At 37.9% G+C, this 25,993-nt stretch carries 31 protein-coding genes and 1 riboswitch; of the genes, 1 reads left to right on the top strand and 30 read right to left on the bottom strand.

Going from position 1 to position 25,993, the window contains the following annotated elements; genetic code table 11:
• Positions 1 to 99 precede the first annotated feature (99 nt).
• From RGB74_RS08440 to RGB74_RS08405, 8 genes are all read right to left on the bottom strand, one after another.
• A complete protein-coding gene (locus tag RGB74_RS08440; RefSeq protein WP_310762538.1) occupies positions 100 to 633 on the bottom strand; it encodes a spore maturation protein in 534 nt (177 codons plus the stop codon).
• Positions 634 to 1,227 (bottom strand): nucleoside recognition domain-containing protein, encoded by a 594-nt coding sequence (locus RGB74_RS08435; RefSeq protein WP_310762537.1) that lies wholly within the window; start codon positions 1,225 to 1,227, stop codon positions 634 to 636.
• Positions 1,221 to 2,393, bottom strand: a complete 1,173-nt coding sequence (locus tag RGB74_RS08430; RefSeq protein WP_310762536.1) for a serine hydrolase — start codon at positions 2,391 to 2,393, stop codon at positions 1,221 to 1,223. The genes RGB74_RS08435 and RGB74_RS08430 overlap by 7 nt, the downstream gene beginning before the upstream one ends.
• 80 nt (positions 2,394 to 2,473) lie before the next feature.
• A complete protein-coding gene (locus tag RGB74_RS08425) occupies positions 2,474 to 3,028 on the bottom strand; it encodes an isoprenylcysteine carboxyl methyltransferase family protein (protein WP_310762535.1) in 555 nt (184 codons plus the stop codon).
• A gap of 4 nt (positions 3,029 to 3,032) precedes the next feature.
• Positions 3,033 to 4,112: a type III polyketide synthase gene (locus tag RGB74_RS08420; RefSeq protein WP_310762534.1), complete on the bottom strand. Its 1,080-nt coding sequence runs from the start codon at positions 4,110 to 4,112 to the stop codon at positions 3,033 to 3,035.
• A 497-nt stretch (positions 4,113 to 4,609) separates the two neighbouring features.
• A complete protein-coding gene (locus tag RGB74_RS08415; RefSeq protein ID WP_310762533.1) occupies positions 4,610 to 4,969 on the bottom strand; it encodes a hypothetical protein in 360 nt (119 codons plus the stop codon).
• Between the two features lie 15 nt (positions 4,970 to 4,984).
• The gene (scpB, locus tag RGB74_RS08410) at positions 4,985 to 5,578 is read right to left on the bottom strand and encodes an SMC-Scp complex subunit ScpB (RefSeq protein WP_310762532.1); all 594 of its coding nucleotides are present in this window, start codon (positions 5,576 to 5,578) and stop codon (positions 4,985 to 4,987) included.
• A 7-nt stretch (positions 5,579 to 5,585) separates the two neighbouring features.
• Positions 5,586 to 6,329 (bottom strand): segregation/condensation protein A, encoded by a 744-nt coding sequence (locus tag RGB74_RS08405; protein ID WP_310762531.1) that lies wholly within the window; start codon positions 6,327 to 6,329, stop codon positions 5,586 to 5,588.
• A gap of 130 nt (positions 6,330 to 6,459) precedes the next feature.
• Here RGB74_RS08405 and RGB74_RS08400 point away from each other — a divergent pair, with 130 nt between their 5' ends.
• Positions 6,460 to 6,972 carry a DUF309 domain-containing protein gene (locus RGB74_RS08400; protein ID WP_310762529.1) on the top strand — a complete coding sequence of 171 codons (513 nt, stop codon included), beginning with the start codon at positions 6,460 to 6,462 and terminating at the stop codon, positions 6,970 to 6,972.
• A gap of 204 nt (positions 6,973 to 7,176) precedes the next feature.
• Here the strand turns inward: RGB74_RS08400 and RGB74_RS08395 are convergent, their stop codons facing one another.
• The 22 genes from RGB74_RS08395 to RGB74_RS08290 all read right to left on the bottom strand — a co-directional run bounded on the left by RGB74_RS08395 (position 7,177) and on the right by RGB74_RS08290 (position 25,954).
• Positions 7,177 to 7,611, bottom strand: coding sequence for a peptidylprolyl isomerase (locus tag RGB74_RS08395; protein ID WP_310762528.1), 435 nt, complete (start codon positions 7,609 to 7,611; stop codon positions 7,177 to 7,179).
• A gap of 68 nt (positions 7,612 to 7,679) precedes the next feature.
• Entirely contained in the window at positions 7,680 to 9,005 is a 1,326-nt protein-coding gene (lysA, locus tag RGB74_RS08390) for a diaminopimelate decarboxylase (RefSeq protein WP_310762527.1), read from the bottom strand.
• Positions 9,006 to 9,099: 94 nt separating this feature from the next.
• A riboswitch (Lysine riboswitch) is annotated at positions 9,100 to 9,276 on the bottom strand.
• A 63-nt stretch (positions 9,277 to 9,339) separates the two neighbouring features.
• Positions 9,340 to 10,815: a spore germination protein gene (locus tag RGB74_RS08385; RefSeq protein ID WP_310762526.1), complete on the bottom strand. Its 1,476-nt coding sequence runs from the start codon at positions 10,813 to 10,815 to the stop codon at positions 9,340 to 9,342.
• Positions 10,784 to 11,374, bottom strand: coding sequence for a stage V sporulation protein SpoVABEA (locus RGB74_RS08380; RefSeq protein WP_310762525.1), 591 nt, complete (start codon positions 11,372 to 11,374; stop codon positions 10,784 to 10,786). The genes RGB74_RS08385 and RGB74_RS08380 overlap by 32 nt, the downstream gene beginning before the upstream one ends.
• Positions 11,375 to 11,381: 7 nt before the next feature.
• Positions 11,382 to 11,732 carry a stage V sporulation protein AE gene (spoVAE, locus tag RGB74_RS08375; RefSeq protein WP_310762524.1) on the bottom strand — a complete coding sequence of 117 codons (351 nt, stop codon included), beginning with the start codon at positions 11,730 to 11,732 and terminating at the stop codon, positions 11,382 to 11,384.
• A 1-nt stretch (position 11,733) separates the two neighbouring features.
• Positions 11,734 to 12,750, bottom strand: coding sequence for a stage V sporulation protein AD (gene spoVAD / locus RGB74_RS08370; RefSeq protein WP_310762523.1), 1,017 nt, complete (start codon positions 12,748 to 12,750; stop codon positions 11,734 to 11,736).
• A gap of 12 nt (positions 12,751 to 12,762) precedes the next feature.
• Positions 12,763 to 13,218 (bottom strand): stage V sporulation protein AC, encoded by a 456-nt coding sequence (gene spoVAC, locus RGB74_RS08365; protein ID WP_310762522.1) that lies wholly within the window; start codon positions 13,216 to 13,218, stop codon positions 12,763 to 12,765.
• A 26-nt stretch (positions 13,219 to 13,244) separates the two neighbouring features.
• Positions 13,245 to 13,667 (bottom strand): stage V sporulation protein AB, encoded by a 423-nt coding sequence (locus RGB74_RS08360; protein ID WP_310762521.1) that lies wholly within the window; start codon positions 13,665 to 13,667, stop codon positions 13,245 to 13,247.
• Positions 13,657 to 14,277, bottom strand: a complete 621-nt coding sequence (locus tag RGB74_RS08355; RefSeq protein WP_310762520.1) for a stage V sporulation protein AA — start codon at positions 14,275 to 14,277, stop codon at positions 13,657 to 13,659. The genes RGB74_RS08360 and RGB74_RS08355 overlap by 11 nt, the downstream gene beginning before the upstream one ends.
• Positions 14,278 to 14,752: 475 nt before the next feature.
• A complete protein-coding gene (sigF, locus tag RGB74_RS08350) occupies positions 14,753 to 15,511 on the bottom strand; it encodes an RNA polymerase sporulation sigma factor SigF (protein ID WP_310762519.1) in 759 nt (252 codons plus the stop codon).
• A 13-nt stretch (positions 15,512 to 15,524) separates the two neighbouring features.
• Positions 15,525 to 15,965: an anti-sigma F factor gene (gene spoIIAB / locus RGB74_RS08345; protein WP_310257901.1), complete on the bottom strand. Its 441-nt coding sequence runs from the start codon at positions 15,963 to 15,965 to the stop codon at positions 15,525 to 15,527.
• Position 15,966: 1 nt separating this feature from the next.
• Complete coding sequence (gene spoIIAA / locus RGB74_RS08340) at positions 15,967 to 16,317, bottom strand: anti-sigma F factor antagonist (protein ID WP_310762518.1); 351 nt, start codon at positions 16,315 to 16,317, stop codon at positions 15,967 to 15,969.
• Between the two features lie 105 nt (positions 16,318 to 16,422).
• Positions 16,423 to 17,595: a D-alanyl-D-alanine carboxypeptidase family protein gene (locus tag RGB74_RS08335; RefSeq protein WP_310762517.1), complete on the bottom strand. Its 1,173-nt coding sequence runs from the start codon at positions 17,593 to 17,595 to the stop codon at positions 16,423 to 16,425.
• Positions 17,596 to 17,769: 174 nt separating this feature from the next.
• Positions 17,770 to 19,074 (bottom strand): pyrimidine-nucleoside phosphorylase, encoded by a 1,305-nt coding sequence (locus RGB74_RS08330; protein WP_310762516.1) that lies wholly within the window; start codon positions 19,072 to 19,074, stop codon positions 17,770 to 17,772.
• Positions 19,075 to 19,443: 369 nt separating this feature from the next.
• Positions 19,444 to 20,259, bottom strand: coding sequence for a purine-nucleoside phosphorylase (locus RGB74_RS08325; RefSeq protein WP_310762515.1), 816 nt, complete (start codon positions 20,257 to 20,259; stop codon positions 19,444 to 19,446).
• A gap of 20 nt (positions 20,260 to 20,279) precedes the next feature.
• Positions 20,280 to 21,464 carry a phosphopentomutase gene (gene deoB, locus RGB74_RS08320; RefSeq protein WP_310762514.1) on the bottom strand — a complete coding sequence of 395 codons (1,185 nt, stop codon included), beginning with the start codon at positions 21,462 to 21,464 and terminating at the stop codon, positions 20,280 to 20,282.
• A gap of 114 nt (positions 21,465 to 21,578) precedes the next feature.
• Positions 21,579 to 22,469 (bottom strand): site-specific tyrosine recombinase XerD, encoded by an 891-nt coding sequence (xerD, locus tag RGB74_RS08315; protein WP_310762513.1) that lies wholly within the window; start codon positions 22,467 to 22,469, stop codon positions 21,579 to 21,581.
• 11 nt (positions 22,470 to 22,480) lie between these two features.
• The gene (locus RGB74_RS08310) at positions 22,481 to 22,708 is read right to left on the bottom strand and encodes a YqzK family protein (RefSeq protein WP_310762512.1); all 228 of its coding nucleotides are present in this window, start codon (positions 22,706 to 22,708) and stop codon (positions 22,481 to 22,483) included.
• 220 nt (positions 22,709 to 22,928) lie between these two features.
• Positions 22,929 to 23,396, bottom strand: coding sequence for a ferric iron uptake transcriptional regulator (locus RGB74_RS08305; RefSeq protein ID WP_310762511.1), 468 nt, complete (start codon positions 23,394 to 23,396; stop codon positions 22,929 to 22,931).
• A 116-nt stretch (positions 23,397 to 23,512) separates the two neighbouring features.
• Positions 23,513 to 24,151 (bottom strand): stage II sporulation protein M, encoded by a 639-nt coding sequence (gene spoIIM, locus RGB74_RS08300; protein WP_310762510.1) that lies wholly within the window; start codon positions 24,149 to 24,151, stop codon positions 23,513 to 23,515.
• Between the two features lie 65 nt (positions 24,152 to 24,216).
• On the bottom strand, positions 24,217 to 25,404 hold the full coding sequence (locus RGB74_RS08295; protein WP_310762823.1) for an endonuclease Q family protein: 1,188 nt from the start codon (positions 25,402 to 25,404) through the stop codon (positions 24,217 to 24,219).
• Position 25,405: 1 nt separating this feature from the next.
• Positions 25,406 to 25,954: an NUDIX hydrolase gene (locus RGB74_RS08290; RefSeq protein WP_310762509.1), complete on the bottom strand. Its 549-nt coding sequence runs from the start codon at positions 25,952 to 25,954 to the stop codon at positions 25,406 to 25,408.
• Positions 25,955 to 25,993 lie beyond the last annotated feature (39 nt).

Below are 25,993 nucleotides of genomic sequence, written 5' to 3'. Positions count from 1 at the left end.
CTAGCCCTAGTCTCGCACCTTGCACTTCAATTTCATTTTCAATAAAGAGAATTGAAAACATTCGTCAAATGCAACAAAAACTTAGAAAACTGCCCTATTTTATGAGTGAAATAGGAGGGATACAGCTGCGATAGATGCAAGAAAACCGATCAGGTCTGCTAAAAGTCCAACTTTTACTGCATAACCCATTTTCTTGATTCCTACTGCTCCAAAATAAACAGTCAGTACGTAAAATGTCGTATCTGTACTCCCCTGTATCGTTGAAGCTAACCTTCCTATAAATGAATCAGGTCCGTGTGTTGCGATCAAGTCAGATGTCATTCCTAAAGCTCCTGTACCAGAAATTGTCCTCATTAGCCCTAATGGCACGACTTCTGCGGGAATATGAAACAATGAAAATAGCGGCTTCATTACTAGCATAATATAATCCAGTGCACCTGATGCTCGAAATACGGAAATTGCTACTAGCATTCCGACTAAAAAAGGGATGATGTTTATGGCGATTGAAAAACCTTCTTTTCCACCTTCAACAAACGTTTCATACGTTGGTACTTTTTTAAACGTTCCATATAAAATAATAAAACCAATCAAGAAAGGAATAAACCAAATCGAAAAAGAATGCACGAAAGACATTTATTTCCCTCCTTTATGCAGTGATCGGTAATAATAAAAACGATCAATTGTAATTGCACCGATCGTTGCAATAGCAGTTGCTAATAAAGTAGGTGCCACAATATCTGTTGGCGTCTGGGAATGATAAGTCATTCGAATTGCAATAATCGTAGTCGGTATCAAGGTGATGCTCGAAGTGTTAATGGCTAATAATGTAATCATGGACCGGCTTGCTTCATTTTTGCCGCCATTTAAAATTTTAAGTTGTTCCATCGCCTTAATTCCCATAGGTGTTGCTGCATTACCAAGACCTAAAAGATTTGCAGCCATGTTCGATAAAATGTACCCTTGTGCAGGATGATCAGGAGGAATATCAGGAAATAGACGTTTAACGACCGGACGGAATAGAAAGCTTAAAACTTCTAAAAGACCGCCTTTTTCTGCTATTCTCATAATCCCTAACCAGAATACGAGAATACTAATCATGCCAAAACTTAACGTGACGGCTTCTTTCGCACTTGTAAATATAGCTTCATTTACTTTGTCCATGTTCCCATTGAATCCGGCAACAACAAAACCAATTACAAGCATCCCCACCCATATATAATTTACCATAGGCGGTCATTCTCCTTAGCTATAAAAAACAGCTGTTCCAACATGTTTTTAAACGTTGTCCAAATTCCATTTTTGCTGCTTTTAATTAATGTATTTCCATCATAGTAGAGTGGCAGATCTGCAATTCGCTCGCCATTTAGATCTATAAAATATTTTCCTGCTGGTATCGGGACATCTTCTTTTTTCCACTCACCCGACTTTGGAAGTTTAATTAATTCGATGGAAGAAGAGATAAGGCCAATCTCTTCTTTCCGCAGCGGAAAGTAAAAAGACCGGTCTGCTTCCACTTTCCCTTTATAGCCTTTTTCTTTAATACTTGATATTTCTCCTTCTTTAATTAATTCCTTAAGTGTATAGTTTCGAAAACCCCACTCAAATAAATTTCTATGATCTTCCCAATCATCTGGATCATCTAATGTAACTGCTATAAGCTCCATGCCGTCTTTTTCAGCAGTAGATACAAGCGTTCTTTTTGCTCGTTTAGTATAGCCTGTTTTGCCACCGGTAGAGTTTTTGTATAGCTTTAGCATCTTATTTTTATTACGCCAAACCCTGTCCCATTTTTCCCCCGATTGTTCAGATCGGTATACCTTTGTTGAAGAAATTTCTTTAAATGTTTCATTGTTCATTGCGTATCTTGTTAGTAGTGCCATGTCATATGCAGTTGAATAATGGTCTTCATGATCGTCAAGCCCATGAGGATTTCGAAAACGAGTATGCTTCATACCGATTTCTTCTGCTTTCTGATTCATTAAATAAGAGAACCCTTCTAAACTCCCCCCTACATACTCAGCGATCGCGACGGCAGAATCATTTCCCGAGCGCAGCATCAGCCCGTAAACAAGATCTTCTAAAGGGACTTTCTCCCCTGGTTTAAGATATAGAGAAGAACCTTCCGTTCGTGCAGCATGTTCTGTAATTGTTACTTTATTCTTCAGCTTCCCTGATTCTATTGCTAGGATAGCGGTCATAATCTTTGTAATACTGGCTATCCTCATCGGTCGATGTTCATTTCTGCTATAGAGCACTCTACCAGACGATTGTTCCATCAGAATCGCCGCCTTGGCTGCTACACCAGGTTGCACAGCTTTAGCTTCTTGCGGGAAGAAAGCAAGGAAAAGGGTGCAAATAACAATATAAATCAAATGTTTAGTTCTCTGCGTCATTCATAATCCCGCCCTTAGGGTACTTTGTTAAAGTTTATGCAAACAAGGACAGGTTATGAATGGGATTTAATTCCGTACCTTTACTGAATAGGAAAAAAACGTTGTTTTTTGCCGTGACTTTGATTGTAATCTGTGAGTTCTATAAGCGCTTTTTCTTCTGCCGTAATTCTAACTCGAAGCATTAGCATATTTAAAATTGTGAACAGGATAGCTGTAATATAAGCACCAAAAATTAGCGGAATTACGATAAGTTCGATTGTTACAACTAAATAGTTCGGGTGTCTAATAAATTTATAAGGACCTTTTGCAACTACAGCTGCACCAGGCAGTAGTATGATTTTCGTATTCCAATATACGCCAAGTGAAGTTATTGCCCAAATTCGAATAACTTGAGCGATTAAAAAAAGAATAAACGGGACGATCCACCATTTCGGTGGTGATACTTCCAAAAACAAAACTTCTCCTAGAAGGAACAAAAAGAAGGAGACATGCATAGTTACCATCCAAAAATAATGATCTTTTCCCGCTTCAATAGCACCTTTTTCTTTTAGAATCCGTTCATTTCTTTTAGCGATCCTCACTTCACTTAATCTCTGGATTGCAAGAAAACAAATGAAAATGGCAAACAGCTTCACCTTGCTACCTCCATTCCAACAACAAAAGCTCGGAAGAAAAACCCGGCCCTAATGCTGCCATAACACCTAAATCCCCGTTTGTTAATTCGCCATCCATGAATTTTTTTAAAACATAGAACACTGTTACTGAAGACATGTTGCCATTTGACATCAGCACTTCTCTTGAAATATCTGTTTTTGAAATCGGCAATCCAAGAGCATCTACATAAGCTTGAAGTACTTTCTTTCCGCCTGGGTGTGCAACAAAATGAGTGATTTGTTCTCCATTAAGTTTATTTCTTTCTAAAAATTCATTTACGTTTGGTTCGAGCCATGTTCTTATAATGTTTGGAATATCTCTCGAGAATACGACATATAACCCCGTATCCTTCACTTCCCAGCCCATCACATCCTCTGAATGAGGTTTGAGTGTTGACATCGTATCTAAAATATATGGAAATATTTCTGGTTTTTCAGCTAAATGACTTGATTCATCTCCGCAGATTAATGCACAAGCAACTCCATCTGCAAATAAAGAAGTTCCTACCAGATTGCTTTTCGATAAATCTTCGTGCTGAAAAGTAAGGCTGCACAGTTCTACACTCAAAACGAGGACATTCGATTTTGGGTATGCTATGCAGTAATCATTTGCCCTTGAAAACCCTGAAGCCCCTCCTGCACAGCCAAGTCCCCATATAGGTATTCTCTTTGTATGAGATGAAAAGGGGAGAATATTCATTATTCTTGCTTCAATGCTAGGAGTGGAAAGACCTGAACTAGAAATAAAAAAGATCGCATCAATATCCTCATAAGAAAGATTATGGTTCTTCGATTTTTCCATACACTTTCTTATACATTCAGAACCAAGATTAGTAGCAAAATCTATGTATAAATCATTTTTTTCCTGAAAACTTTTTTTCTCTTTGAACCAGTCAATAGGCATAACAAAATAACGAGAAGAGATTTCCCCGTTTTGAAATACCTTTAATAACCGTTCAATATCTGAAAAAGCACCTTTAAATAAATTTCTTGCAAATTCCATCGTTTCATTTTGAGAAATCCGGTGGGGGGGATTAACGGTTTCGACTGCTGCAATTTTAGGCAATAGGTTTCTCTCCTTCAACACGATTCATTTCCATTAATTTACCCTTAAACTGTTAAATAAAACGGCGTTAAAATATTTAGTAAACAACAATGCTGTTTTCCGTGTTGCACTTGGTAGTAGTTGTTTCCCCCACACGTGCTCACTTTCCGCGGGGCGCGCGGCGAGCCAAATTGAAAGACGTATGAAGTGCTGCTCTTGGGTCTGCAAGAAAACCAACATCGAACGAGATTCCCCGTCGCAAGCCTTGAGAGAAGAATACTCAGGTGGTCGGCACGCTAATCCCGCAGGGCAAAAAAAATACTCGACAGCGTAACATCGCACGAAAAAAATTTGATTTTCATTTTCGAGGAGTCTCGCATCTTGCACTTCAATCAACTTGTCTATAAAAGTTCTTTACAGAAATGATCCAAAAGCAACAATCTTTTAGAAAACAACTTTTAAAAGACAGCCAAAAATAAAAAGGACACCCCGATTGAGGTATCCTCTAAATAACATAATTATATAAATGGCTTTATAAGCTGATCTAAAACATTTTCGTCAGGATTGATAAAAATGTTCCTAAATTCATCGTAGTCGTTTATATATACTCTTTTTCTCTTAATAAATTTGTCATTTTTGGCAAGTGCCGCTAATGCTGCTAGGTCGCGAATCTTAAAAGTTTGAAGATAAGGTTTCCAAAAGGAATCGTTTGTTAATTCAGCTTCCAATTTTTCTTCAAAAAATCGGACATATAGCAGATGAAACGTATGTTTTTCTCCATTCCATTCATATGAAGCTTCAGAACGATTAAAAAAGTCTTCAGATGTATTCGGTTTTTCTTTCACAAGTTCATTTCCCTCTATATGATGAATCAACAAAGCAGAACTCCCCCTTTATTCTTCTTCAACAGTTATTGATTCTTGAAACTTTGAAAAAAATAAATCCGCTTCTTGCTCTACGTTTTCTTCCTGAATATTTTCAGGAAGTGGTGGTAACTCTTTAATATTCTCTAAACCAAAATGGTCCAAAAACGCTTTTGTAGTTCCGTAAAGAATCGCTCTTCCTGTTCCTTCAGCTCTCCCCACTTCTTTAACCAGACCTTTGGCAGAAAGTGTCTGAAGCGGTTTTTCAGTTTTCACACCTCTTACCTCTTCAATTTCCGACCGGGTAATCGGCTGTTTATAAGCAATAATAGCGAGTGTTTCGAGCGCAGCTTGTGAAAGGGTGGAGTGACCCGGTGTTTCAACTAAGCGTTCATAAAATTTTGCATGATCAGGTTTTGTTACAAATTGCAGAGATCCTGCATACTCAACGATTGTCATTCCCCGATTTGGAGAAGAATAGCTTTCTTTTAACTCATCGATGTATACATCTATTTCTTTACTTTCTTTTTCCAGCACTTGGGCAATCTGCTTCCGGTCGATTCCTTCGTCTCCACTGACAAAGAGTAAACCTTCAATGACAGCTTTTATTTCATTTCGTTCCAATTCTATTTTACTCCTCTATCAATGTAATATATATATCACTGAAATGGTTTTGTTGTTCACAGTTGACAGTTTTCACTTTCATTAATTCAAGCAAAGCAAGAAAAGTAACTACCATATGCTCCTTGCTTCCTTGATTAAAAAGATCCTTGAATTTTTTTTTGCCCCCGAAAGAAAGCAGTGTTTCTTTAATTTGAGTCATTCTCGTTTCAATAGGAATTTCCTGCCGCTCGATTGTTGTTTGTCTAGGTGCTCTAACCACTTTTTCTTGAAGAATTTTTTGCATGGCTTGAAGCATATCAAATAATGAAACATTTGTAACCTGTGTATTGGTTTCTTCTTTTTCAAACGAGCTTAAATCTAAAGGTTCTCTCGTGTAGATTAAACTTCTTTCCGCTTCTCTGCCCTTAAGTTCGTCAGCAGCATGTTTGTACTTCCTATACTCAACCAGTCTTCTTACAAGTTCGTCCCTTGGGTCGTCTTCTACATCTAATTCCAGCTGCTGATCAAAAAATTCTTCTTCGTGTTTTGGCAGAAGCATTTTACTTTTAATGGCTAGCAATGTAGCAGCCATCACTAAAAATTCACTTGCAACGTCCAGTTTTAATTCCTTCATCGTATGTATATATTGAAGATATTGTTCTGTAATGATAGCTACAGGTATATCATAAATATCCACTTCATATGTTTGGATTAAATGAAGCAGCAAATCCAGAGGACCTTCAAATCCATCAAGCTTCACACTATATTGCATAACATTTCCCCAGTTTTTCAACAATTTTTATCATCTAAAATTATATCACATATTCAAATTACAAGGATTGCATTTTTATTGTTCAAAACCATATGGTAAACTTAGTATCGAATATAAAGGGGTGTGGAATTTGATTTATCCGAAGGCTTGGATTGATTATTTAACTTTTTTTCATACAGATCAAGATTTCTTTGAATGCCACGAAGTTCTTGAAGAACATTGGAAAGAAGAAGGAATGACTGGGAACCTATGGCCTGGACTGATTCAGATCGCTGTTGCTCTTTATCATCAGAGAAGAGGAAATATGAACGGTGCAAGAAGAATGTTAACGAGCGGAATCAAAAAGCTTTCATCTGAAAAATCAGCATTAAACAATTTAGGAATAGATAGTGAACATTTACTCGAGAAATTAAAAAATAGAAAAAAAGAAATCGAACAGGGTCTTGATTACAAGACTTTTATCCTGCCATTAACTGACGAACTATTAGAAGCTTGCTGTGTGGAAGCAGAAAAAAGGGGCAAAGTTTGGGAATTGAACAGAAATCCTGATGAAACGATCGTTCATAAACATAAATTAAGAGACCGTACACAAGTTATTGAGGAACGAGACCAGCAAAAGCAGATTAAAAATCGTTTGAGCTAATTGGGAGTGCTAACGTGGATATAATCTGATTTTTCGTAGTTATATACTAAAACACTGCTTCAAATGGTATAAAAAATGAGTTAAATATGAACTTAGAGAATGTGTGTTTAAGTATTCGTTAAAATACAATAGATAAAATAATTTTAGAATTAAAAAGAAGGCGCAAACGTGTATAATACACGTTTGCGCCTTCTTCTTTTTATTTTATTCTTCCCAGACTTTAACTTCTTTCATTACGTCGCCTTGCTTAATACGTAAAACAGTTTCCATACCTTCTGTTACTTGTCCAAAAACAGTGTGAACACCATTCAAGTGCGGCTGCGGCTCGTGCACGATAAAGAATTGGCTCCCACCAGTATCACGGCCAGCGTGAGCCATTGATAGAGAACCCGCTACGTGTTTGTGAGGATTTCCTTCTGTTTCACATGGAATAGAATATCCTGGACCGCCTGCACCAGTACCCGTTGGATCTCCGCCTTGTGCTACAAATCCAGGGATAACACGGTGGAAAGTTACACCATTATAGAAACCTTCGTTAGCAAGCTTTTCAAAGTTTTCTACTGTTCCTGGTGCTTCTTCATGATAAAGATCGAACAAGATTTTTTCGCCATTTTCAAATTCAATTGAACCTTTTTTCATCGTTAACTACCTCCTAAACTTCATTACAAATACCATTGTACGGTGAAAAGGCATGTCCGTAAACTAATTTACACAAAAACCTTCGTTTTTAAAGGCAGGTCTTGTCTGATAAGGTCCTCGTATGTCTCACGTTTTACTACTAGCTGTTCTTCTCCATCTTCAACAAAAACTACAGCAGGACGCTGTATGCGGTTATAATTGTTAGCCATACTGTATCCATATGCACCCGTACAAGTAACAGCTAAATAATCAGAGTCATTCACTTTCGGAAGTGCCAAATCCCAGATCAGCATATCTCCGCTCTCACAGCATTTACCTGCAATAGAAACGATATTCGTAAGTTTTTCATTCATTTTGTTTGCTGCATAAGCATCATATTTCGCCTGATAAAGTGCTGGACGAATGTTGTCCGTCATTCCGCCATCAACAGAAACATAATGGCGAACACCTTCAATCTCTTTTTGAGAACCAATAGAGTAGATCGTTGTACCAGCATCTCCTACAAGCGACCTTCCTGGTTCAATCCATATTTCAGGCATTTTTTTCTTTTTAAACTTGCTCATTTGATTTGTAACTTCTTCAATCATCGACATAACATATTGTTCTGGTTTAAGGGGTGTATCTTCAGAAGTATATTGAATTCCAAATCCACCGCCAAGATTCACTACTTTTGGAAAATAATCATAAGCATTTTCCCAAGTCTTAAAATGACTGAACAGTTTTTCAATTGCCAAAGTAAATCCTTCAGTTTCAAAAATCTGTGATCCAATGTGGCAATGAATCCCCAAAACGTTTAAATAATCACTATTCATTACTACTTCCTGTAAAGCTTTGTCTGCCTGACCGTTTCCTAAATCAAAGCCAAATTTTGAATCTTCTTGGCCAGTAATAATATAGTCGTGTGTATGTGCTTCAATGCCAGGTGTTAAACGAAGCAGTATATTCACTTTATGATCTAGCTTTTTACATAACATTTTTAATAGTTGGATTTCATGAAAGTTATCCACCACAATACACCCAATATTAGATTTAAGAGCAAATTCCAGTTCATCAGGACTTTTGTTATTGCCATGGAAGTGGATTCTTTCTGCAGGAAATCCAGCTTTGAGTGCGGTGTAAAGCTCTCCACCTGAAACTACATCCAGACTTAATCCTTCTTGCTCCATCAACTGAAAAATAGCAATTGATGAAAATGCTTTGCTCGCATAAGCAACCTGATAACCGATACCTTTTTCCTCAAAAGCTTTTTTGAAGCCTCTTGCTCTGTTTCTTATAAGTGCAACATCATAAAGATAAAGTGGAGTTCCGTATTTTTTAGCCAGTTCAACGGTATCTGCTCCTCCGATCCAAAGATGTTCATTTTCTCCTACCTGTGCTGTACCATGTAAATTCATGACTCTTTCCCCTCTCCATTTTGCTGGAGACTTCAATCCCGACAATACAAAAAGACAGCCGCAATTAAGGCAGGCTGTCATTAACCGTACCCTCAGTCGGAATAGCTCTCCACTACAATTGTAGTGACAGTCCATTGCTTGTTCAGCAATGACCCAGCATAAAAAGAAATGGATCTCTTTTTACACTTCGGCAAATTGACCTTTCGTCATATTTCATCGTCTTCCATAAACTCCATATGCTACTTATTCGTTTTGCGCCTCTACCTCATATGAGGCATAATATTGAATTAGTTATGAATTTTATCACATATTTTTATTCTCGGCAACCAGCCATCTAATTTGTTGGCTGTTTTTTCTGATCTTGAGGATGTAAAATACTGGGTCTGCTTTTGGATAATGGAACAGCTACTCGAATAACAATCTGCAAGAAAGCTTTCGGATTAAATGGAATGAACGGCCAAAGATAAGGAGTATTTAAATTTTTTATTGTACCTAAGTACAATATGAAAACCGTAATTCCTATCATATATCCCGGAACATTAAATAAGACGACAAGTAAGATTAACCCAAGTCTAATTACTTTATTAGCAACACTCAGTTCATAACTTGGCGTAGAGAAAGAACCTATTGCAGCTATCGAAACGTATAATATGACTTCCGGGACAAACAAACCTACGTCAATCGCAATCTGTCCGATCAAAACTGCTGCGATTAATCCCATAGCTGTTGAAAGGGCACTAGGTGTATGAATAGCTGCAGTTCTTAATATATCAATTCCTATTTCTGCAAAGATAATTTGCACGAATAATGGAATATTTGTTTTTTTATTTGGACCGATAAAATCAATAAAATCAGGCAGTAATCCTTTATGCATGGAAAACAATAACCACATCGGTACTAAAAAAATCGACATAATCATACCGCTGAAGCGGATCCATCTTAAAAATGCACCTATAAATGGTGTCTGCCTGTATTCTTCAGCATGCTGCACATGATGGAAAAGGGTAGTAGGTGCGATAATGACGCTTGGAGAAGTATCAGTGATAATCAGCACATGGCCTTCCATTAGATGCTGTGCGGCAACATCCGGTCTTTCTGTATATCGGACAAGCGGAAAGGGGTTCCAGCCTTGTTTAACAATAAATTCTTCAATCGTTTTATCCGCCATCGGAATACCGTCTATCTCAATACCGTTTAATTCTTTTTTAATCGTTTCCACTAGACCCGGATCAGCAACATCCTGAATATAAGAGATACATACATCTGTCTTTGATCGTTCACCAACCTGTAAAATTTCATGTCGAAGCCTCTCGTCACGAATTCTTCTTCTAGTTAAAGCCGTATTGATGATAATATTTTCAGTATAGCCGTCACGAGAACCACGTACCACTTTTTCGATATCGGGCTCTTCAGGTGACCTCCCAGGATAACTTCTGACATCGATAATGAATGCTTCTTCTTCACCATCTACAAAAATAACAATCAATCCAGACAGCATTCTGTCAACCGCTTCATCAAGTGATTTTGTGAGTTCCACTTGCTGATGAGCAAGATGATTATGTACAAGATCTTTTACTTTTGACGGAGAACGATGACCATGATCCATGTCCATGAGTTCCCTGTAGATCATGATAATAAATTCACTGTCACATAAACCGGTACAATAGTATAATTGCAGCTCTTTTTTTAAAACAAAGATCTTCCTTACACCAACATCAAAACTTACTCCGATACCTAGCCGTTCTTTTAAAAATTTCTCATTTTCATGTATGTCTTTACTAATTGGTGTTTTCTTTTTTGTGTTTGCCATGTCCTTTACTCCTTTCTAAGATTAGATTGATTGCTTTCATCGTAATAGGAGCTCCCTTTTCCACGGAATCATGACCTGCCATTTTCCCTATATCACCCATCCCAATTACAAACGGTAAATTTAATTCGTCTAATATATAAACCGTGTCACCATTTATTCTGCCAGTTTCCAAGTCAGGCAAGCCGCTTTTATCGATACCGAATTCGGTAAGTTCACCATAACGGTCTATAGAACAATGAACTTTAGTCCATTCTGCGAAATGTGTCTTAGAAGCAACCGCTACAGCTCCAATAACCTCAAAATCCGGCTGCCGGTGAATAATTCTCATCGCTTGTTCCCCTGGTCCCTCGCCTTTATATCCGCAGTCATCAAACATAACCAGCACGGGATCATTTGGTGTTTGCCGGATCATTTCAACAAGCTCTTGCCCAGACTTTCTTGTTGGATTACCCCAAGATTGAGAAATGCAGCGTCCTCCGATTTGTTTCGCCGCATGCTCAGCTACCCGAAGGGCATACAGATCTCCATCGGTAATAAAAATGACCCTTTTTTTCACCATTCTAAAATCACCCCTTTGGCTTAAAGATGACTGCTACAATAAAACCGAAAAGAATAGCAGATGAAATACCTGCTGAAGTCAATTCAAATATCCCCATAGCAATGCCAATAAAGCCGTGATCTTCCGCTGATTCCATAGCTCCATGCAGCAAGGAATGACCAAAGCTTGTGATCGGAACGGTTGCACCTGCCCCAGCAAATTCAATTAATTTATCATAAATACCAAAAGCATCAAGCAAAGCTCCAATTACGACAAATGATGTTGTAACATGGGCAGGCGTCAGTTTCAAAACATCCATCATCAACTGTCCAATCACACATATGAACCCACCAATAATAAATGCCCAAACAAATTCCATATTAGTTCCCTCCTTCCGCTCGCTCCAAAACAACTCCATGAGCGACAGTTGGGATTGATTCTTTTTGCTGTACCATTACAGGACTTAATAATGCTCCTGTCGCAACCATAAGCACCTTGCTTAAATTGCCTTTGCGTATTTCCTCCAAAATATAGCCGTAAGTAACAACTGCTGAACAGGCGCAGCCGCTGCCTCCAGCAAAAACAGGCTGATCCGGCCGATAGATCATTAATCCGCAATCACGGTGATTATCAGAAATGTCTATCCCTTGTTCTTTCAGCAGCATTTTAACAATTGGCGCCCCTACCCCTGATAAATCACCAGTAGCAATCAGGTCATATTCATCTGCAGAAACATTCATTTCTTTTAAATGAGCAGCAATTGTATCTGCAGCGGCTGGTGCCATCGCAGAACCCATATCAAAAGGATCCTTTATCCCTAAGTCCACAACTTTTCCGATCGTTGCAGAAGTAATTCTAATGTCAGACACTTCTTTACTGACAAGAGCTGCTCCAGCCCCGGTAACTGTAAAAGTTGCTGTATCAGGTTTTTGTCCGCCATACTCTGTTGGATATCTAAACTGCCTTTCTGCAGTAGCATTATGTGAGCTTACAGCTGCAATGACCCGGTTCGCATAGCCTCCGTCTACTAACAAAGCGGCTAAAGCTAAAGATTCCATTGAAGTAGAACAAGCACCAAAAACACCTAAATATGGAATACCGTTACCTCTCGCTGTATAATTAGCAGAAACGATTTGATTTAACAGGTCACCTGCCAATAAGAAGTTGATATCTGAAGGCTGTAATTTTGTTTTTTGTAAACAGATCTCAATCGCATCTTCCATAAGCTGTCTCTCTGCAAGCTCCCAATTTTTTTGATTGCAATGAAGGTTGCTGTACGTTTTATCAAAAAAACTGCCAAGAGGTCCTTCACCTTCTAATGGACCTACTGCGGTTCCAGCGGCATTCAAATAAATATCATTTGCAAATTTCCATGTTTGTCTGCCTTGTAAATTCAATGTGCTCACTCCTTACAGTAAGTGCTGAAAAATATATCGGATCATTCCAAAAATGTAGGCTGATACGGCACCGAAAACAATTACCGCTCCAGCAAGTTTAAATAAATTTGTCGCTACCCCAAGAACAAGTCCTTCACTTTTGTGTTCTAACGCAGCACTTGTAACAGCATTTGCAAAACCAGTAACAGGAACAACTGATCCTGCTCCAGCAAACTGACCGATTTTATCATAAACACCTAACCCCGTTAACAATGCTGCTACTAAAATAAGGGTAGCTACAGTTGGGTTCCCAGCCGTTTCTGCTGAAAAATTAAAATACGTCATATAAAACTTTTGTATCGCTTCACCTATTAGGCAAATGACGCCGCCTACCAAAAACGCTTTTAAACAATTAATGAAATAAGGCGGTTTAGGCTGAATTGGTTTAATCTTTTCGGCATATGCCTGCTGTTCTTCTTTTGTTGCCATTGAAATTCACTTCCTTTAATAGTTTTTTAATGGTTAATGTAATATATCCAATGAAACAGCGACCCTGATATCTTTCCAAACACAATGGCCATTAGGATAATAATGATTTTCTCTCCAAACCCTACCCTTTTTGCCAAAATAGGAAGTACGTTAAGCACTTCAGTCAGTGCTGCTGCCAGCATTCCTACAAAAATACCTGCCATCAAACCAATCGGTACCAATATAATTGAAGGAAACGAAAGGGACGCATCACGTAAGTTCATCCACCCGCCAAGCACTGCTCCTAATATAATGCTGATTTCATAACTTCTTATATAGCTATATGTCTTTGATAACTGCATCAAGCGCGGCACAATTCCAAGAACAGTAAGAAATGCGACCAAACCAGATCCAACCGTTATTCCGCCGCCTAGTCCTACAAACATAACAAGCAATACTTTAATCGTCATTGATCTTCTTCTCTGTTTCTTTGTTTTCGTGCACAATGACATATTGATCTAAATCCTGCTGATAATTAAACATTTCAACTTCTAGTGGGCTTGGCTCCTCGTTGAACCGTTTTCGGAAAAGATGATTAAAGAACAGTATCATACCAAGACCTAATCCGAACGAGTATGGAATCTGAAGCAATAGTGGCTGTTCTTTATAATGGCCTGTCATCATGTAATATATTTTTTGATGAACAAGCTGCATGCTTACATCCTCATGAAAGTTCATGATTGCAAGAGCTGAACCAATAAAAAGTAAAAGCCATACAAGTACAAAATAAACAGGAGCTAATTTTTTGGGTTTCATTTGAATTTCTAAAATAGTTTGTGCCGGCCCTATCGTTTGTACATCAGCACCTGGATCTTGTCTTTGAATTGAACTGATTACTTTCATTACATCAATGACAACTAAATGTTTGTCTTCAGGAGTTATTTCATAAACAACAAGCTCCTTTACTTGCTTTTCTTTTTCATCTGAAGATACAATTTGCGCAACATCGCCAATCGTTATTTTTTGATGCTGAAGGACTTGTACGCGTTGCCGCATGCGAAGGTATATGCTTTTATCCAAATGACTCCCCCTCTTTTCTTCAGCGCATTTAAAGTTAGTATGCGATTCGTTATTTCTTATCATGCTTAACAGAAGAACACATCCAGAAACTACCATAAAAAAACCGATCTGTATTTTCAGATTGGGTTATTGTGTTCTTTAAAAAGGGTTTTCACGTAAACTTTGTTGTCCTTTAGAATCGTTGATTTCCGCTCCAGGTTGCTCGCTTTCCGCGGGGCGTATGGTGAGCCACGTTTAAGTTTTAGCTTTTATACGTTAAATGTACTTAATGGAGGAAAATATTGACTTAGAAACTGAAAGACGTTTTTGCGTATTAAGTCTAATTGTTGAGGAATTGAGTCTAATTGTTGAGTAATTGAGTCTAATTGTTGAGGAATTGAGTCTAATTGTTGAGGAATTGAGTCTAATCCATGAGGAATTAAGTCTCATTTTTAAAAAATTAAGTCTAAAAATAAAAAAATCAGATGGCGACTGATTAAGTCTCCATCTGGCTTTTCATGAACAGCAGTATTTTCTTTTCTAATCTGGATACTTGAACTTGTGATATAGAAAGCCGATCAGCTACCTCGGATTGTGTTTGGTCTTTAAAATACCTTAAATAGACAATCAATCTCTCACGTTCATCAAGTCTGTCCATCATATCTTTTAGTGCAATTTTGTCAAACCACTTGCTTTCACTATGATCTGAGATCTGATCGAGTAATGTGATCGGATCACCATCATTCTCATAAACGGTTTCATGGATTGATTGAGGTGCCCGGACTGCGTCTTGTGCCAGCACGACATCTTCAACTGCTAAATCCAAATATTGAGCAACTTCATTAATCGTAGGTGTTCTTCCAAGAGATTTTGACAGCTCGTCTTTTGCTTTCCTAACTTTATTACCTGTTTCTTTAAGGGAACGGCTTACTTTTACCGTACCATCGTCCCTAATAAACCGCTGAATCTCACCAATGATCATCGGAACAGCATATGTTGAGAATCTTACGTCATAAGAAAGATCAAATTTGTCCACTGATTTCAATAAGCCGATACTTCCAATCTGAAAAAGGTCATCTGCTTCATAGCCTCTGTTTAAAAAACGTTGAACAACAGACCAAACGAGTCTCATGTTTTTTTCAACTATAGTGTCTCGCGCCTCTTGATCACCTTCTTGACTTCGCTTAATTAAAAGTTTAATCTCCTCATCCTTTAGAAACGGTTCGCCTTTGCTGCTTCTCACCTCGACATCCATTAGACATACTCCCTTAATTGCACAATGCTTTATTTTTGGTTAAGTATTTCGTCAAGTGAATCGTCGTACCGAATGATGGCTCTGAGATGACTTCTACTTCATCCATAAAATTTTCCATAATCGTAAAGCCCATGCCAGACCTTTCGAGTTCAGGCTTTGATGTGTACAAAGGCTGTCTCGCTTGTCCTAAATCAGTGATTCCATGCCCCTCGTCACGAATCGTTAAATGAATCGTGTCTTCTTCTATAGCAGCTTCGATATAAACCATTCCTGTCGGCTTATTATCATAGCCATGTATAATCGCGTTTGTTACGGCTTCTGATACTACCGTTTTAATTTCTGTTAATTCATCTACTGTCGGGTCTATTTGAGCAATAAATGCTGCCACAGTCACACGGGCAAACGACTCATTTTGACTTAACGCAGAAAACTGAATTTTCATTTCATTTCTCATTTTAAGCCACCCCCAAAGCCTGCAGGGCAAGCTCTTCATCTTCTTCTAAACGAATGATTTTAAAAAGCCCTGACATTTCAAATAGTCTTCGGACAGGCTGTGAAATTGCACATACAACCATCTCCCCATTCTGACTTTTGATTTGTTTATACCGGCCCAATATTACTCCTAGACCTGAGCTATCCATAAAACTTAAACCTTCGAGATTTAGAACAATGTGATTTACGGTATGCTTTTTCAGATAATCTTCTACTTGTGACCGCAATACATCAGCAGTATGATGATCAAGTTCACCTTCTAACCGGATGCACAGTACGGAAGTTTTCAGTTCAAGATTGACAGCTAATCCCACGCTATCCTCTCCTTCTTATTTGGATAACGTGAAGTTCTATAAAAAGAGACGAATTCCTTCACTGCTGACAAAACTAGTGGGAATTCGTCTTTTTATGCTAAGTGTTTATGAAGATTTTGACATCTGCCCAGCTGATCGTTTAAACAATTTCCACCAAGATGCCTTTTTAATCGTTTCAGATGCTAAAACTGGTGATTCTGTTATCAATTTTTCGCCGTTCCAGATTTTTAAAGAACCTACTTGCTGACCTTTTTTGACTGGCATTTTCAAATCATTTTCCACTGTCACTTCAGTTTTAACTTTTTTGGCAGTTTCGCCTTTTTTAAGCAGAAGTGAAATATTTTCTGAAGTCACTACAGGAAGTTTTGCTTTATCGCCTTTTTGCACTTTTACTTCTTTAATGATTTCATGACGTTCATATAATTTTTTCGTTGCAAACTGTGTAAATGCATAGTCAAGCATATTCGTTACTTGGGCATTCCGTTCTTTTGGTGTAGGTGCACCCATAACAACAGCAATTACCCGCATGCCGTTTTTGTTAGCTGTTGCAGTTAAACAGTACTTCGCTTCATTTGTAAAACCTGTTTTTAATCCATCAACACCAGGATAAAATTTTACAAGTCTATTCGTATTTACAAGCCAAAATTTTTTCTCGGTGTCTTCTCTTAAATAATCTTCATATGAGCCTGTAAATTTTGTCACTTCTTCATGTTTTAAAAGCTCTTTCCCCATAATTGCCATATCATGAGCAGATGTATAATGACCCGCAGTCGGCAATCCAGTAGGATTCTTGAAGAAGGTATCATGCAATCCAAGCTTGTTTGCTTTTTCGTTCATCATTTTAACAAAGGATTCCATTGACCCTGCAATATATTCAGCCATCGCAACAGATGCATCATTTGCACTTCCAATTGCGATTCCTTTAACCATGTCTTCCACATTCATTTCTTCGCCTGGTTCAAGAAAAACTTGCGATCCACCCATACTGGCAGCGAATTCGCTAACACGAACTTTGTCATTCCAATTTATTTTTCCTTTATCAATGGCCTCCATCACTAAGATTAATGTCATGATTTTCGTCATACTTGCTGGCGGAAGTTTTTTATGACTATTTTTCTCAAATAAAACACTTCCACTGTCTTGTTCCATTAATATAGCTGAAGAACTTTGCTCCGCTAGCTTCATTTTTTCTTTCACTTTTTCTGCTGCATCCACTCTTGGGATGGCAAAAGATGCCAGCAAACAGATGCTTAATAAACCAGAAATAACGGCTTTCATGCTTTTCCCTCCATTCATATAGCTTTATTTTTTCCATAATTTTTCACTTTATACCGCATTTACCAACCTGGTTGGAGAATAAAAAAAGACTGCTCAAAAAAATGAGCAAGTCTTTTAACAAAAAAAATGACGCAAAAGATCACTTAACGTGTTCTAATGCGTCATCAACTACTATTATTGTTTAATTTCTTTATAAACCAATGGTGGAGCTGTTACTGGATCTTTAGAAATTGTGTATGCTTCACGAATTCGCTTCTTAGCATCCTCAACATCCTTAGTGTTGCTGTAGATGGTTACAAGAGAATCACCTTTTGAAACTTGATCTCCTACTTTTTTATTTAGCATTAGACCAACCGCTAAATCAATTTCTGATTCTTTCGTAGCTCTTCCTGCACCCAAAATCATAGCTGCAGTACCGATTTCGTCAGCAACGATTTCAGAAACATAGCCATCTTCATCAGCCGTTAATTCAAAAGTATGTGCTGCTTGAGGAAGGTTCCCTGGATGATCGACAACTGATTCGTCCCCGCCTTGAGCTTTCAAGAATACTTTCAATGTTTCCAGTGCTTTACCTGATGTGATCGCTTCTTTCAGCATCTCACGTGCAGCTTCAAGAGAATCTGCTTTTTTAGCTAAATAAACCATGTGGGAACCTAAAGTCAAGCAAAGTTCTTCAAGATCTTTCGGTCCGTTTCCGTTTAGCGTATCAATCGCTTCTTTAATCTCAAGAGCATTACCAATCGCGAGACCTAAAGGCTGGCTCATATCAGAGATTACCGCCATCGTGTTACGCCCAACAGCGTTTCCGATCTTAACCATTGCATTAGCTAATTCTTCAGCTTCCTCAGGTGTTTTCATGAATGCACCCGCACCTGTTTTTACATCAAGGACAATCGCATCCGCCCCTGCTGCAATCTTCTTGCTCATGATCGAGCTCGCAATTAACGGAATTGAATTAACCGTTGCAGTTACATCACGAAGACCATATAACTTTTTATCCGCAGGTGTAAGATTACCACTTTGTCCGATAACAGCCAGTTTGTTCTTATTTACAAGATCAATGAACTGCGCATTGTCGATTTCAACGTGGAATCCTGGAACAGCTTCAAGCTTATCGATTGTTCCACCAGTATGTCCAAGTCCTCTTCCTGACATCTTCGCTACAGGGACTCCTAAAGCTGCAACTAAAGGTGCCAGTACAAGTGTAGTTGTATCACCAACACCGCCGGTTGAATGCTTATCAACTTTAATGCCTTCAATAGCCGATAGATCTATCTGATCTCCTGACTCAACCATAGCCATCGTAAGATTTGCACGTTCTTCGGTAGACATGTCTTTGAAATAGACTGCCATAGCAAACGCAGACATTTGATAATCTGGAATATCTCCGTTTGTGTAATTTTTGATAATATAATTGATCTCTTCTTTTGTCAGTTCTTTTCCATCACGCTTTTTTTGAATTAAATCGACCATTCTCATTATATAAACACCACTTTCTTATAAAGCTAGATCTGATTAATGGCTGTTTTCGTATTAATTGTTGCTTTTGATAGTTGTTGATTTCCGTTCCAGGATGCTCGCTTTCCGCGGGGCAGACGGTGAGCAACATTCGTACGTTTCACGTATAAGTGTCTCACCTGTCCAGCAGGACAAGGAAGGACACGGCAGCGATGCATCGCACGAAGAAAATGTGAATTTCATTTTCGAGGAGTCTCGAATCTTGCACTCCAATCAACTGTCAAAGAAGACAATAGAATGTTCAGCAAAGCAACAATCTTTTAGAAAACAGCCTTATGAATTGATTTCAGGTTCTTACGATTTGCTGCGGCTTCGTGTGCCAACGTATCCTTAGATCTTGTTAACAATTCCTTTTACTAAGGAAAGGAAATTAGCTTTTACTTTTTCTGTTGTTTCCATTACTTCATCATGAGTAAGGGGCTGATCTAAAATTCCTGCAGCCATGTTAGAAATACATGAAATACCTAGTACGTTAATACCAGCATGTCTTGCGATAATTACTTCCGGAACAGTTGACATTCCAACTGCATCTGCACCTAAAATTCTTAGCATTCTTACTTCTGCAGGAGTTTCATAAGAAGGACCAGTGTTCCCAACATATACCCCTTCTTTTAAGGATAGCCCTAGATCTTTGGCAACCTTTCGGGCAATATCCTGCAACGAACTCGTGTAAGCTTCACTCATGTCCGGAAAACGAACACCGAAAGAATTATCGTTTGCACCAATTAAAGGATTATCCCCAAAATTGTTGATATGATCTGTAATCAGCATCAAGTCTCCAGCTTCAAAATCTTCATTTACTCCGCCTGCTGCATTTGTAACAACAATCGTTTCAACGCCGATTAATTTCATAACACGTACTGGGAAGGTTACTTTCTCCATAGAATAGCCTTCATAATAATGAAAACGGCCTTGCATAACTACTACTTGTTTACCAGCAAGTTCTCCTATTACAAGCTGCCCAGCATGTCCCTCAACAGTGGACACTGGAAATTCAGGTATATCCGAATAAGGAATTACCGTTGGATTTTGAATTTCATCCGCTAAAATACCGAGTCCAGACCCAAGAATCAGTCCGATTTTTGGAGTTGTTGTTAGTTTAGATTGAATAAATTCTGCAGATGTCTGCAATTGATTTGTTTTCATGTTTTTATTTCCCCCTCAACTTACAGCTGATTTAAAAAGCTGCTGCCGATTTCTGGTTTTTTCACATCATAAATTTCTGCAATGGTTGCACCAATATCAGCAAATGTGTTTCCAACGTTTAATTCTTTACCTGTTTCTATTCCCTTATGAAAGACTAATAAAGGGACATATTCACGTGTATGATCTGTACCATGATGTACTGGGTCATTTCCATGATCGGCTGTTATCATAAGCAAATCATCGTCTTGTAGTTTATCTAATACTTCAGTAAGGCGATTATCAAACTCTTCTAATGCTTTTCCATATCCTTCAGGGTCTCTTCTATGTCCAAATAATGCATCAAAATCTACAAGATTTAAGAAATTCAACCCTGTAAAATCATCGTCCATGGATTGAATAAGCTTGTCCATTCCATCCATGTTTGATTTTGTACGAATCGCTTTTGTAACACCTTCACCATCAAAAATGTCTGAGATTTTCCCAAGTGCGATACTGTCAAATCCGCCGTCTTGCAGTTCATTCATTATTGTTCTTCCAAAAGGTTTTAGTGCATAATCATGCCTGTTAGACGTTCTTTCAAAAGCTCCTGGCTCACCAACAAACGGACGGGCAATAATTCTTCCGAGCATGTACTTGCCATCTCTTGTCATTTCTCTTGCTGTTTCGCAAATTTTATATAACTCATCAATTGGCACAACATCTTCATGAGCTGCAATCTGTAAAACGGAATCAGCTGAAGTGTAAACAATCAGCTTACCAGTCTTCATATGCTCTTCTCCTAGCTCTGTAATAATTTCAGTTCCAGAAGCGGCTTTATTTCCTAATATGCCACGGCCCCACTTTTCAGTCAGCATATCGATTAGTTCATCCGGGAACCCATCAGGAAAAGTTTGGAATGGTTCTTTAATATGAAGTCCCATGATTTCCCAATGTCCTGTCATCGTGTCTTTTCCATTTGATAACTCAGGAAGTTTTGCATAGTTAGCATCTGGTTTAGTAGATGGAGAAACCCCTTTAATGGACGGATCGATATTTCCAAGTCCCAACTTTTCCAAATTCGGCACTTTTAGTCCATTCATGCGTTCAGCAATATGACCTAAAGTATGAGACCCTTTATCACCAAATTTCTCAGCGTCTGGTGCTTCACCAATACCTACTGAATCCATTACAATTAAAAATGTACGTTTAAAGCGTGTTTGTTTCATATTTTCCTCCTGAAATATCATAACTTCACTGTATTTACTATTTCCTTTAACTTAAACCTGCAAACAAGTCCAAGGTGATGTCGGAAGTCTGACAACTGAAAATAAAAAGAAATCTCACGCCCTCGGATGGAAGGCGGAGTATACATCTTTCAATCGTGTTTTTGTAACGTGTGTATAAATTTGAGTCGTTGAAATGTCAGCATGTCCTAACATTTCCTGGACTGCACGCAAATCAGCTCCATTTTCTAAAAGGTGTGTGGCAAAAGAGTGTCTAAGCGTATGCGGTGTAAGTTCTTTATCTATTTTAGCCCTTACAGCTAATTGCTTCAATATTTTCCAAAAACCTTGCCTCGATAATCGATTGCCATGATGGTTCAAAAACAATGCTTCTGTCTTTTTTCTCTTAAGCAATATAGACCTTCCAGCATTTAAATAACTTTCAATTGCCTTTTGAGCCATTTTACCAAGTGGAATGATTCTTTCTTTATTACCTTTACCCATACAGCGGATAAATCCCATTGACAGATGAACATCTGAGAGATCCAGCTGCACCAATTCCGATACTCGAATTCCTGTTGCATAAAGAAGTTCAAGCATCGCTTTATCACGCTTTGACAATGGTTCATTAGTGGATGGAGTTTCTAACAAGGCTTCCACTTCATCAGTAGATAATACTTTTGGTAATTTTCTTTCTGTTTTTGGCGTTTCGATATGTAAAGTTGGATCTTGACTCGTAAACTTCTCACGAAACAAAAATTGATGAAACGCTCGAATCGATGCAATGTTACGCGCAAGTGTTGTGGAAGCCTTACCATTTTCTTTTAAAAATAAAAGATATCCCATAATGTTATTACGGTCAACCTTATGAATGGATTCAATCGATTCTACTTTTTCTAAAAAACGTACATATTGAATTAAATCTCGCTTATAGGAATCTATTGTGTTTTTTGAAAGGGCGCGTTCCACAATAATATATTGAAGAAAATCCTGAACATGGTCGTTCATCATAGCCCTCCTTATTCACCGTTTTGATAGAAATAAAAAAGCCTTTTCACAAAATTCGAATCTTTATCTGAGTCCAGATTAAAAACCTTTACTGCTTTCCCTTTCGGTTCATCATATCTATGGTAGTTTTCGTATTCTTGGTTAATCCAAAGTAAACCAAAATAAAAAACAAGTGTACAAATTGAAAAAGCAAAAAAAACCTTTGCTGTATTCCATACTAGTTTCAACCAGGAAATCATCGTGTTCACCCCTGTCCTCATATAGTACAGGTTATGCCCACATGTCCCTAGTTTATACGTAAAAGTTATCGATACATCACTTACGTTACCCCATTATTTCAGGTTTGTAAATATTTCTTTACATTGAAAAAGAATGACACCCAAAAAACACTTGGGATGTGTAAAGTTTTATATGTCAGCTATGCATTGTATCTTAATAAAAGAGCAAAAAAAGAAAGCGCTATTCTCCGCTTCCTTCATTATCATTATCTTTAGGATGGCATCTGTGACAAATACCATGAAATGTCAGGCGATGATCTTTAATTTTAAAATTCCAGCCTTCTTCAACGACTTTTTCTACATCACCAAGAAGGTCTTCCTGTATTTCATCCACCGCACCGCATTCGATACATACAAGATGATGGTGAAAGTGATCTGCACCTTCCGTTCTTAAATCGTAGCGGGATACTCCATCACCAAAGTTAATTTTATCTACAACTTTTAATTCTGTTAAAAGTTCCAGCGTGCGATAAACAGTAGCCAGACCAATCTCTGGTGCCTTTTCTTTCACGAGCAGATAAACATCTTCAGCACTTAAATGGTCTTCTTCATTTTCGAGGAGGACTCTCACTGTCGCCTCACGCTGTGGAGTCAGCTTATAACTTTGTGAATGCAGCTGTTTTTTGATACGGTCAATTCTGCTTTCCATACCCGTTTCCTCCTTATGTATACACAAGTCAATTATAAGCATGGAAAAAAAAGTTGTCAATTAAAGTCATTTTAAATAACGATTTAAACTTATTATAAATAGATAATAACTATTAATTAATGAATGGACCATTTAATAACCTGCTCCATTAATGCCGGTGTAAAAAAAGCTTCCAGTGAAGATGCTAAAAAAACCATAACACCTACACCTGCAACAAGCATTGTGTATCGGAGCAACTGCGGAAAGAATGGTACATGATGATGTTTAAAAGCTAACTGTCGGATTATTTTAATAGAAAAAGCAATGGCCGCTACCGAAACGATAATAAACGCAGGAATCAACAGCACATTTTGAGGAAGTACGGATACAAATGATAGTAAAAAACCATACCATCCCATTTGATTAACTAAAAACCCAACAGTAAATCCCATTACAACTCCTTTTAGAAACAGCATAATAAGGATGACAGGAAGGCCGATTACAGATAACCCCAAAAGCCACATAAGACCCATATATTTCAAATAGTGGCCAAAACTCTGAAAAAGCATATCTGATTTACTAGCGAATCCACCTTCGGATGCTTGAACAAAAAAACGCGATAAATACGTATAAAGATCTTGCTTTTGATTCGGGCTCAAACTGTTGACAATAATGGCTCCAAATATGACTCCCATTAAAAATAATACACAAACAAATGCATACAATGTACGATTTTCCTGAAGATGACGCTGCATGTAATATCGAATACTTTCCATTGTATATTACCTCCTCCACCTAAAACTCTTAGTTTTATTCTATGAATTTAAGTGGAGGGTATGTCCTAATTTTTATTAATAGTTTTGTCCGCCATTATCTTTCCGTAAGTACCGCCGCCCCCAATTTGAATAGAAACATTCCCTTTTCTTGCAGCAGAAATTGCTTCTGCAAGAGCTGGCTTCACTACTCTCTTTAAATTTTCCACCGGTACAGAATGAATGATATCCATGTCCGTACCAAATGCTTCACGCAATTTCCGAAGACTTTTAGGTCCAAGACCAGGTATGAACTCTAATGGGAATTGATGTATATAAGGAGGTCTCGATAAATCGCTGTTTTCTTTCTGTTTTAATTCTTGAATTCTGTCATATACCCCTTTAATAAAGGTACTGCTCATGCAATTGTCACAAGCGGAATCTTTGTAAAATGCATTTGGATGCAAACATTTTTCACAAACCGTTCTGTAATATTTACCTAGATAAGGATTGAGTCCATAGTTTGCGACTACGCCCCGTCCCTCTTTTCCTTTGATTGCCAATTTGAATTCATCAAATGTAGCTTCTTTTAAAGCAAGCATTTGATACTCTCTCCCGATTTTCTCCAGTGAATGTGCATCAGAATTAGACAGGAAGGTATAAGGCGAAAGCTCAGAGATCATTGAAGCCATTTCTGTATTAGAACTTAACCCTAGTTCTACCGCATCTATTAAATCCGGATCAAACACTTCACTAAGAGAAAACTTTACACCCTTTCCATATAAACTTTTAAAAGGAGTAAATATGTGAGCGGGTATGAAGAGTCCACCAAGATCCTTCACAAAATTTTGTAATTCCACTGCAGTTCCATACATACGCTGCGAACTTAAATGTATATTTTTCATCCGGCTCGCGAGCCAGCCGCTGAGCATCTCCATCTTTACTAAGTCAGGCATAAACACCAATACGTGAATTGGTCCGTTACACCTTTCATCATTTATTTCAATTTCTGAACCCGGTATTAACGTCAACCCTTCAAAAAAAAGACCGCCGCCATCTTTTACAATAAGTGAGCCTTCCCGTTTCATTTCATTTAATTCTTCTAAAACCTCTGGCGAGTGACAATCAATAACACCGATTAGGTCCATACCCTTTTTATGCTTTGCTTCTGATAATATATTAGTCAATGTTAAAGATCGCGACCCCGTAATCTTAATCGGTTTTCCTGATTTGGAAGCACCAATATGAATATGCATATCAGCAAAAAAGGTACTGATTTTATTTTCCTTTTGCATGATTAAGCTCCATATATAAAACACCGTATACGGTTTTAGCATCATGAATTTTTTGGTTTTTCATCATTTCTTTTGCCTCAGCAATACTAATCTCTAAAACATTTACAAATTCATCTTCATCAGTCATTTGTTCACCTTTATGAATTAACGTATCCGTAAAATAAAGATGAATTAGTTCATCTGCAAAACCAGGAGAGGTATAGAACGAGCCAATCGACTCTATCTTTTCACAAGAATATCCTGTTTCTTCCAATAGTTCGCGTTTTGCACACTCTAACGGATTTTCTCCTTTTTCAAGTTTTCCGGCCGGTATTTCCACGATTGTTTTTTCCAGCGGTTTACGAAATTGTTCCACCATTAAAATCTTTCCATCATCGGTTACAGCCAGAACAGCCACAGCACCAGGATGTTTTACGATCTCTCTTTTGCCTATTTTTTTATTAGGCAGTTCAACCTCTTCTACAAATAGATCTATTATTTTTCCATTGTAAATTTGTTCTCTGGATACCGTTTTTTCAGTTAAATTGTCCATCCTGCACACTCCAATGTTCTATTTATTTCTCTTCATACA

This window comes from Bacillus sp. NEB1478 (assembly GCF_031582965.1).
Classification (GTDB): domain Bacteria; phylum Bacillota; class Bacilli; order Bacillales; family Fictibacillaceae; genus Fictibacillus.
Note: the sequence above shows the minus strand (reverse complement) of the source record. Positions and strands in the feature narration are given on the sequence as shown.

Coding starts and splice junctions, on each gene's coding strand:
- RGB74_RS08440 (WP_310762538.1), bottom strand. CDS start 633: ATGTCTTTCGTGCATTCTTTTTCGATTTGGTTTATTCCTTTCTTGATT.
- RGB74_RS08435 (WP_310762537.1), bottom strand. CDS start 1,227: ATGGTAAATTATATATGGGTGGGGATGCTTGTAATTGGTTTTGTTGTT.
- RGB74_RS08430 (WP_310762536.1), bottom strand. CDS start 2,393: ATGACGCAGAGAACTAAACATTTGATTTATATTGTTATTTGCACCCTT.
- RGB74_RS08405 (WP_310762531.1), bottom strand. CDS start 6,329: ATGCAATATAGTGTGAAGCTTGATGGATTTGAAGGTCCTCTGGATTTG.
- RGB74_RS08395 (WP_310762528.1), bottom strand. CDS start 7,611: ATGAAAAAAGGTTCAATTGAATTTGAAAATGGCGAAAAAATCTTGTTC.
- lysA (WP_310762527.1), bottom strand. CDS start 9,005: ATGAATTTACATGGTACAGCACAGGTAGGAGAAAATGAACATCTTTGG.
- RGB74_RS08385 (WP_310762526.1), bottom strand. CDS start 10,815: ATGGCAAACACAAAAAAGAAAACACCAATTAGTAAAGACATACATGAA.
- RGB74_RS08380 (WP_310762525.1), bottom strand. CDS start 11,374: ATGGTGAAAAAAAGGGTCATTTTTATTACCGATGGAGATCTGTATGCC.
- spoVAE (WP_310762524.1), bottom strand. CDS start 11,732: ATGGAATTTGTTTGGGCATTTATTATTGGTGGGTTCATATGTGTGATT.
- spoVAC (WP_310762522.1), bottom strand. CDS start 13,218: ATGGCAACAAAAGAAGAACAGCAGGCATATGCCGAAAAGATTAAACCA.
- RGB74_RS08360 (WP_310762521.1), bottom strand. CDS start 13,667: ATGACGATTAAAGTATTGCTTGTTATGTTTGTAGGACTAGGCGGCGGA.
- sigF (WP_310762519.1), bottom strand. CDS start 15,511: ATGGATGTCGAGGTGAGAAGCAGCAAAGGCGAACCGTTTCTAAAGGAT.
- spoIIAB (WP_310257901.1), bottom strand. CDS start 15,965: ATGAGAAATGAAATGAAAATTCAGTTTTCTGCGTTAAGTCAAAATGAG.
- RGB74_RS08335 (WP_310762517.1), bottom strand. CDS start 17,595: ATGAAAGCCGTTATTTCTGGTTTATTAAGCATCTGTTTGCTGGCATCT.
- RGB74_RS08330 (WP_310762516.1), bottom strand. CDS start 19,074: ATGAGAATGGTCGATTTAATTCAAAAAAAGCGTGATGGAAAAGAACTG.
- RGB74_RS08325 (WP_310762515.1), bottom strand. CDS start 20,259: ATGAAAACAAATCAATTGCAGACATCTGCAGAATTTATTCAATCTAAA.
- deoB (WP_310762514.1), bottom strand. CDS start 21,464: ATGAAACAAACACGCTTTAAACGTACATTTTTAATTGTAATGGATTCA.
- xerD (WP_310762513.1), bottom strand. CDS start 22,469: ATGAACGACCATGTTCAGGATTTTCTTCAATATATTATTGTGGAACGC.
- RGB74_RS08310 (WP_310762512.1), bottom strand. CDS start 22,708: ATGATTTCCTGGTTGAAACTAGTATGGAATACAGCAAAGGTTTTTTTT.
- RGB74_RS08305 (WP_310762511.1), bottom strand. CDS start 23,396: ATGGAAAGCAGAATTGACCGTATCAAAAAACAGCTGCATTCACAAAGT.
- spoIIM (WP_310762510.1), bottom strand. CDS start 24,151: ATGGAAAGTATTCGATATTACATGCAGCGTCATCTTCAGGAAAATCGT.
- RGB74_RS08290 (WP_310762509.1), bottom strand. CDS start 25,954: ATGGACAATTTAACTGAAAAAACGGTATCCAGAGAACAAATTTACAAT.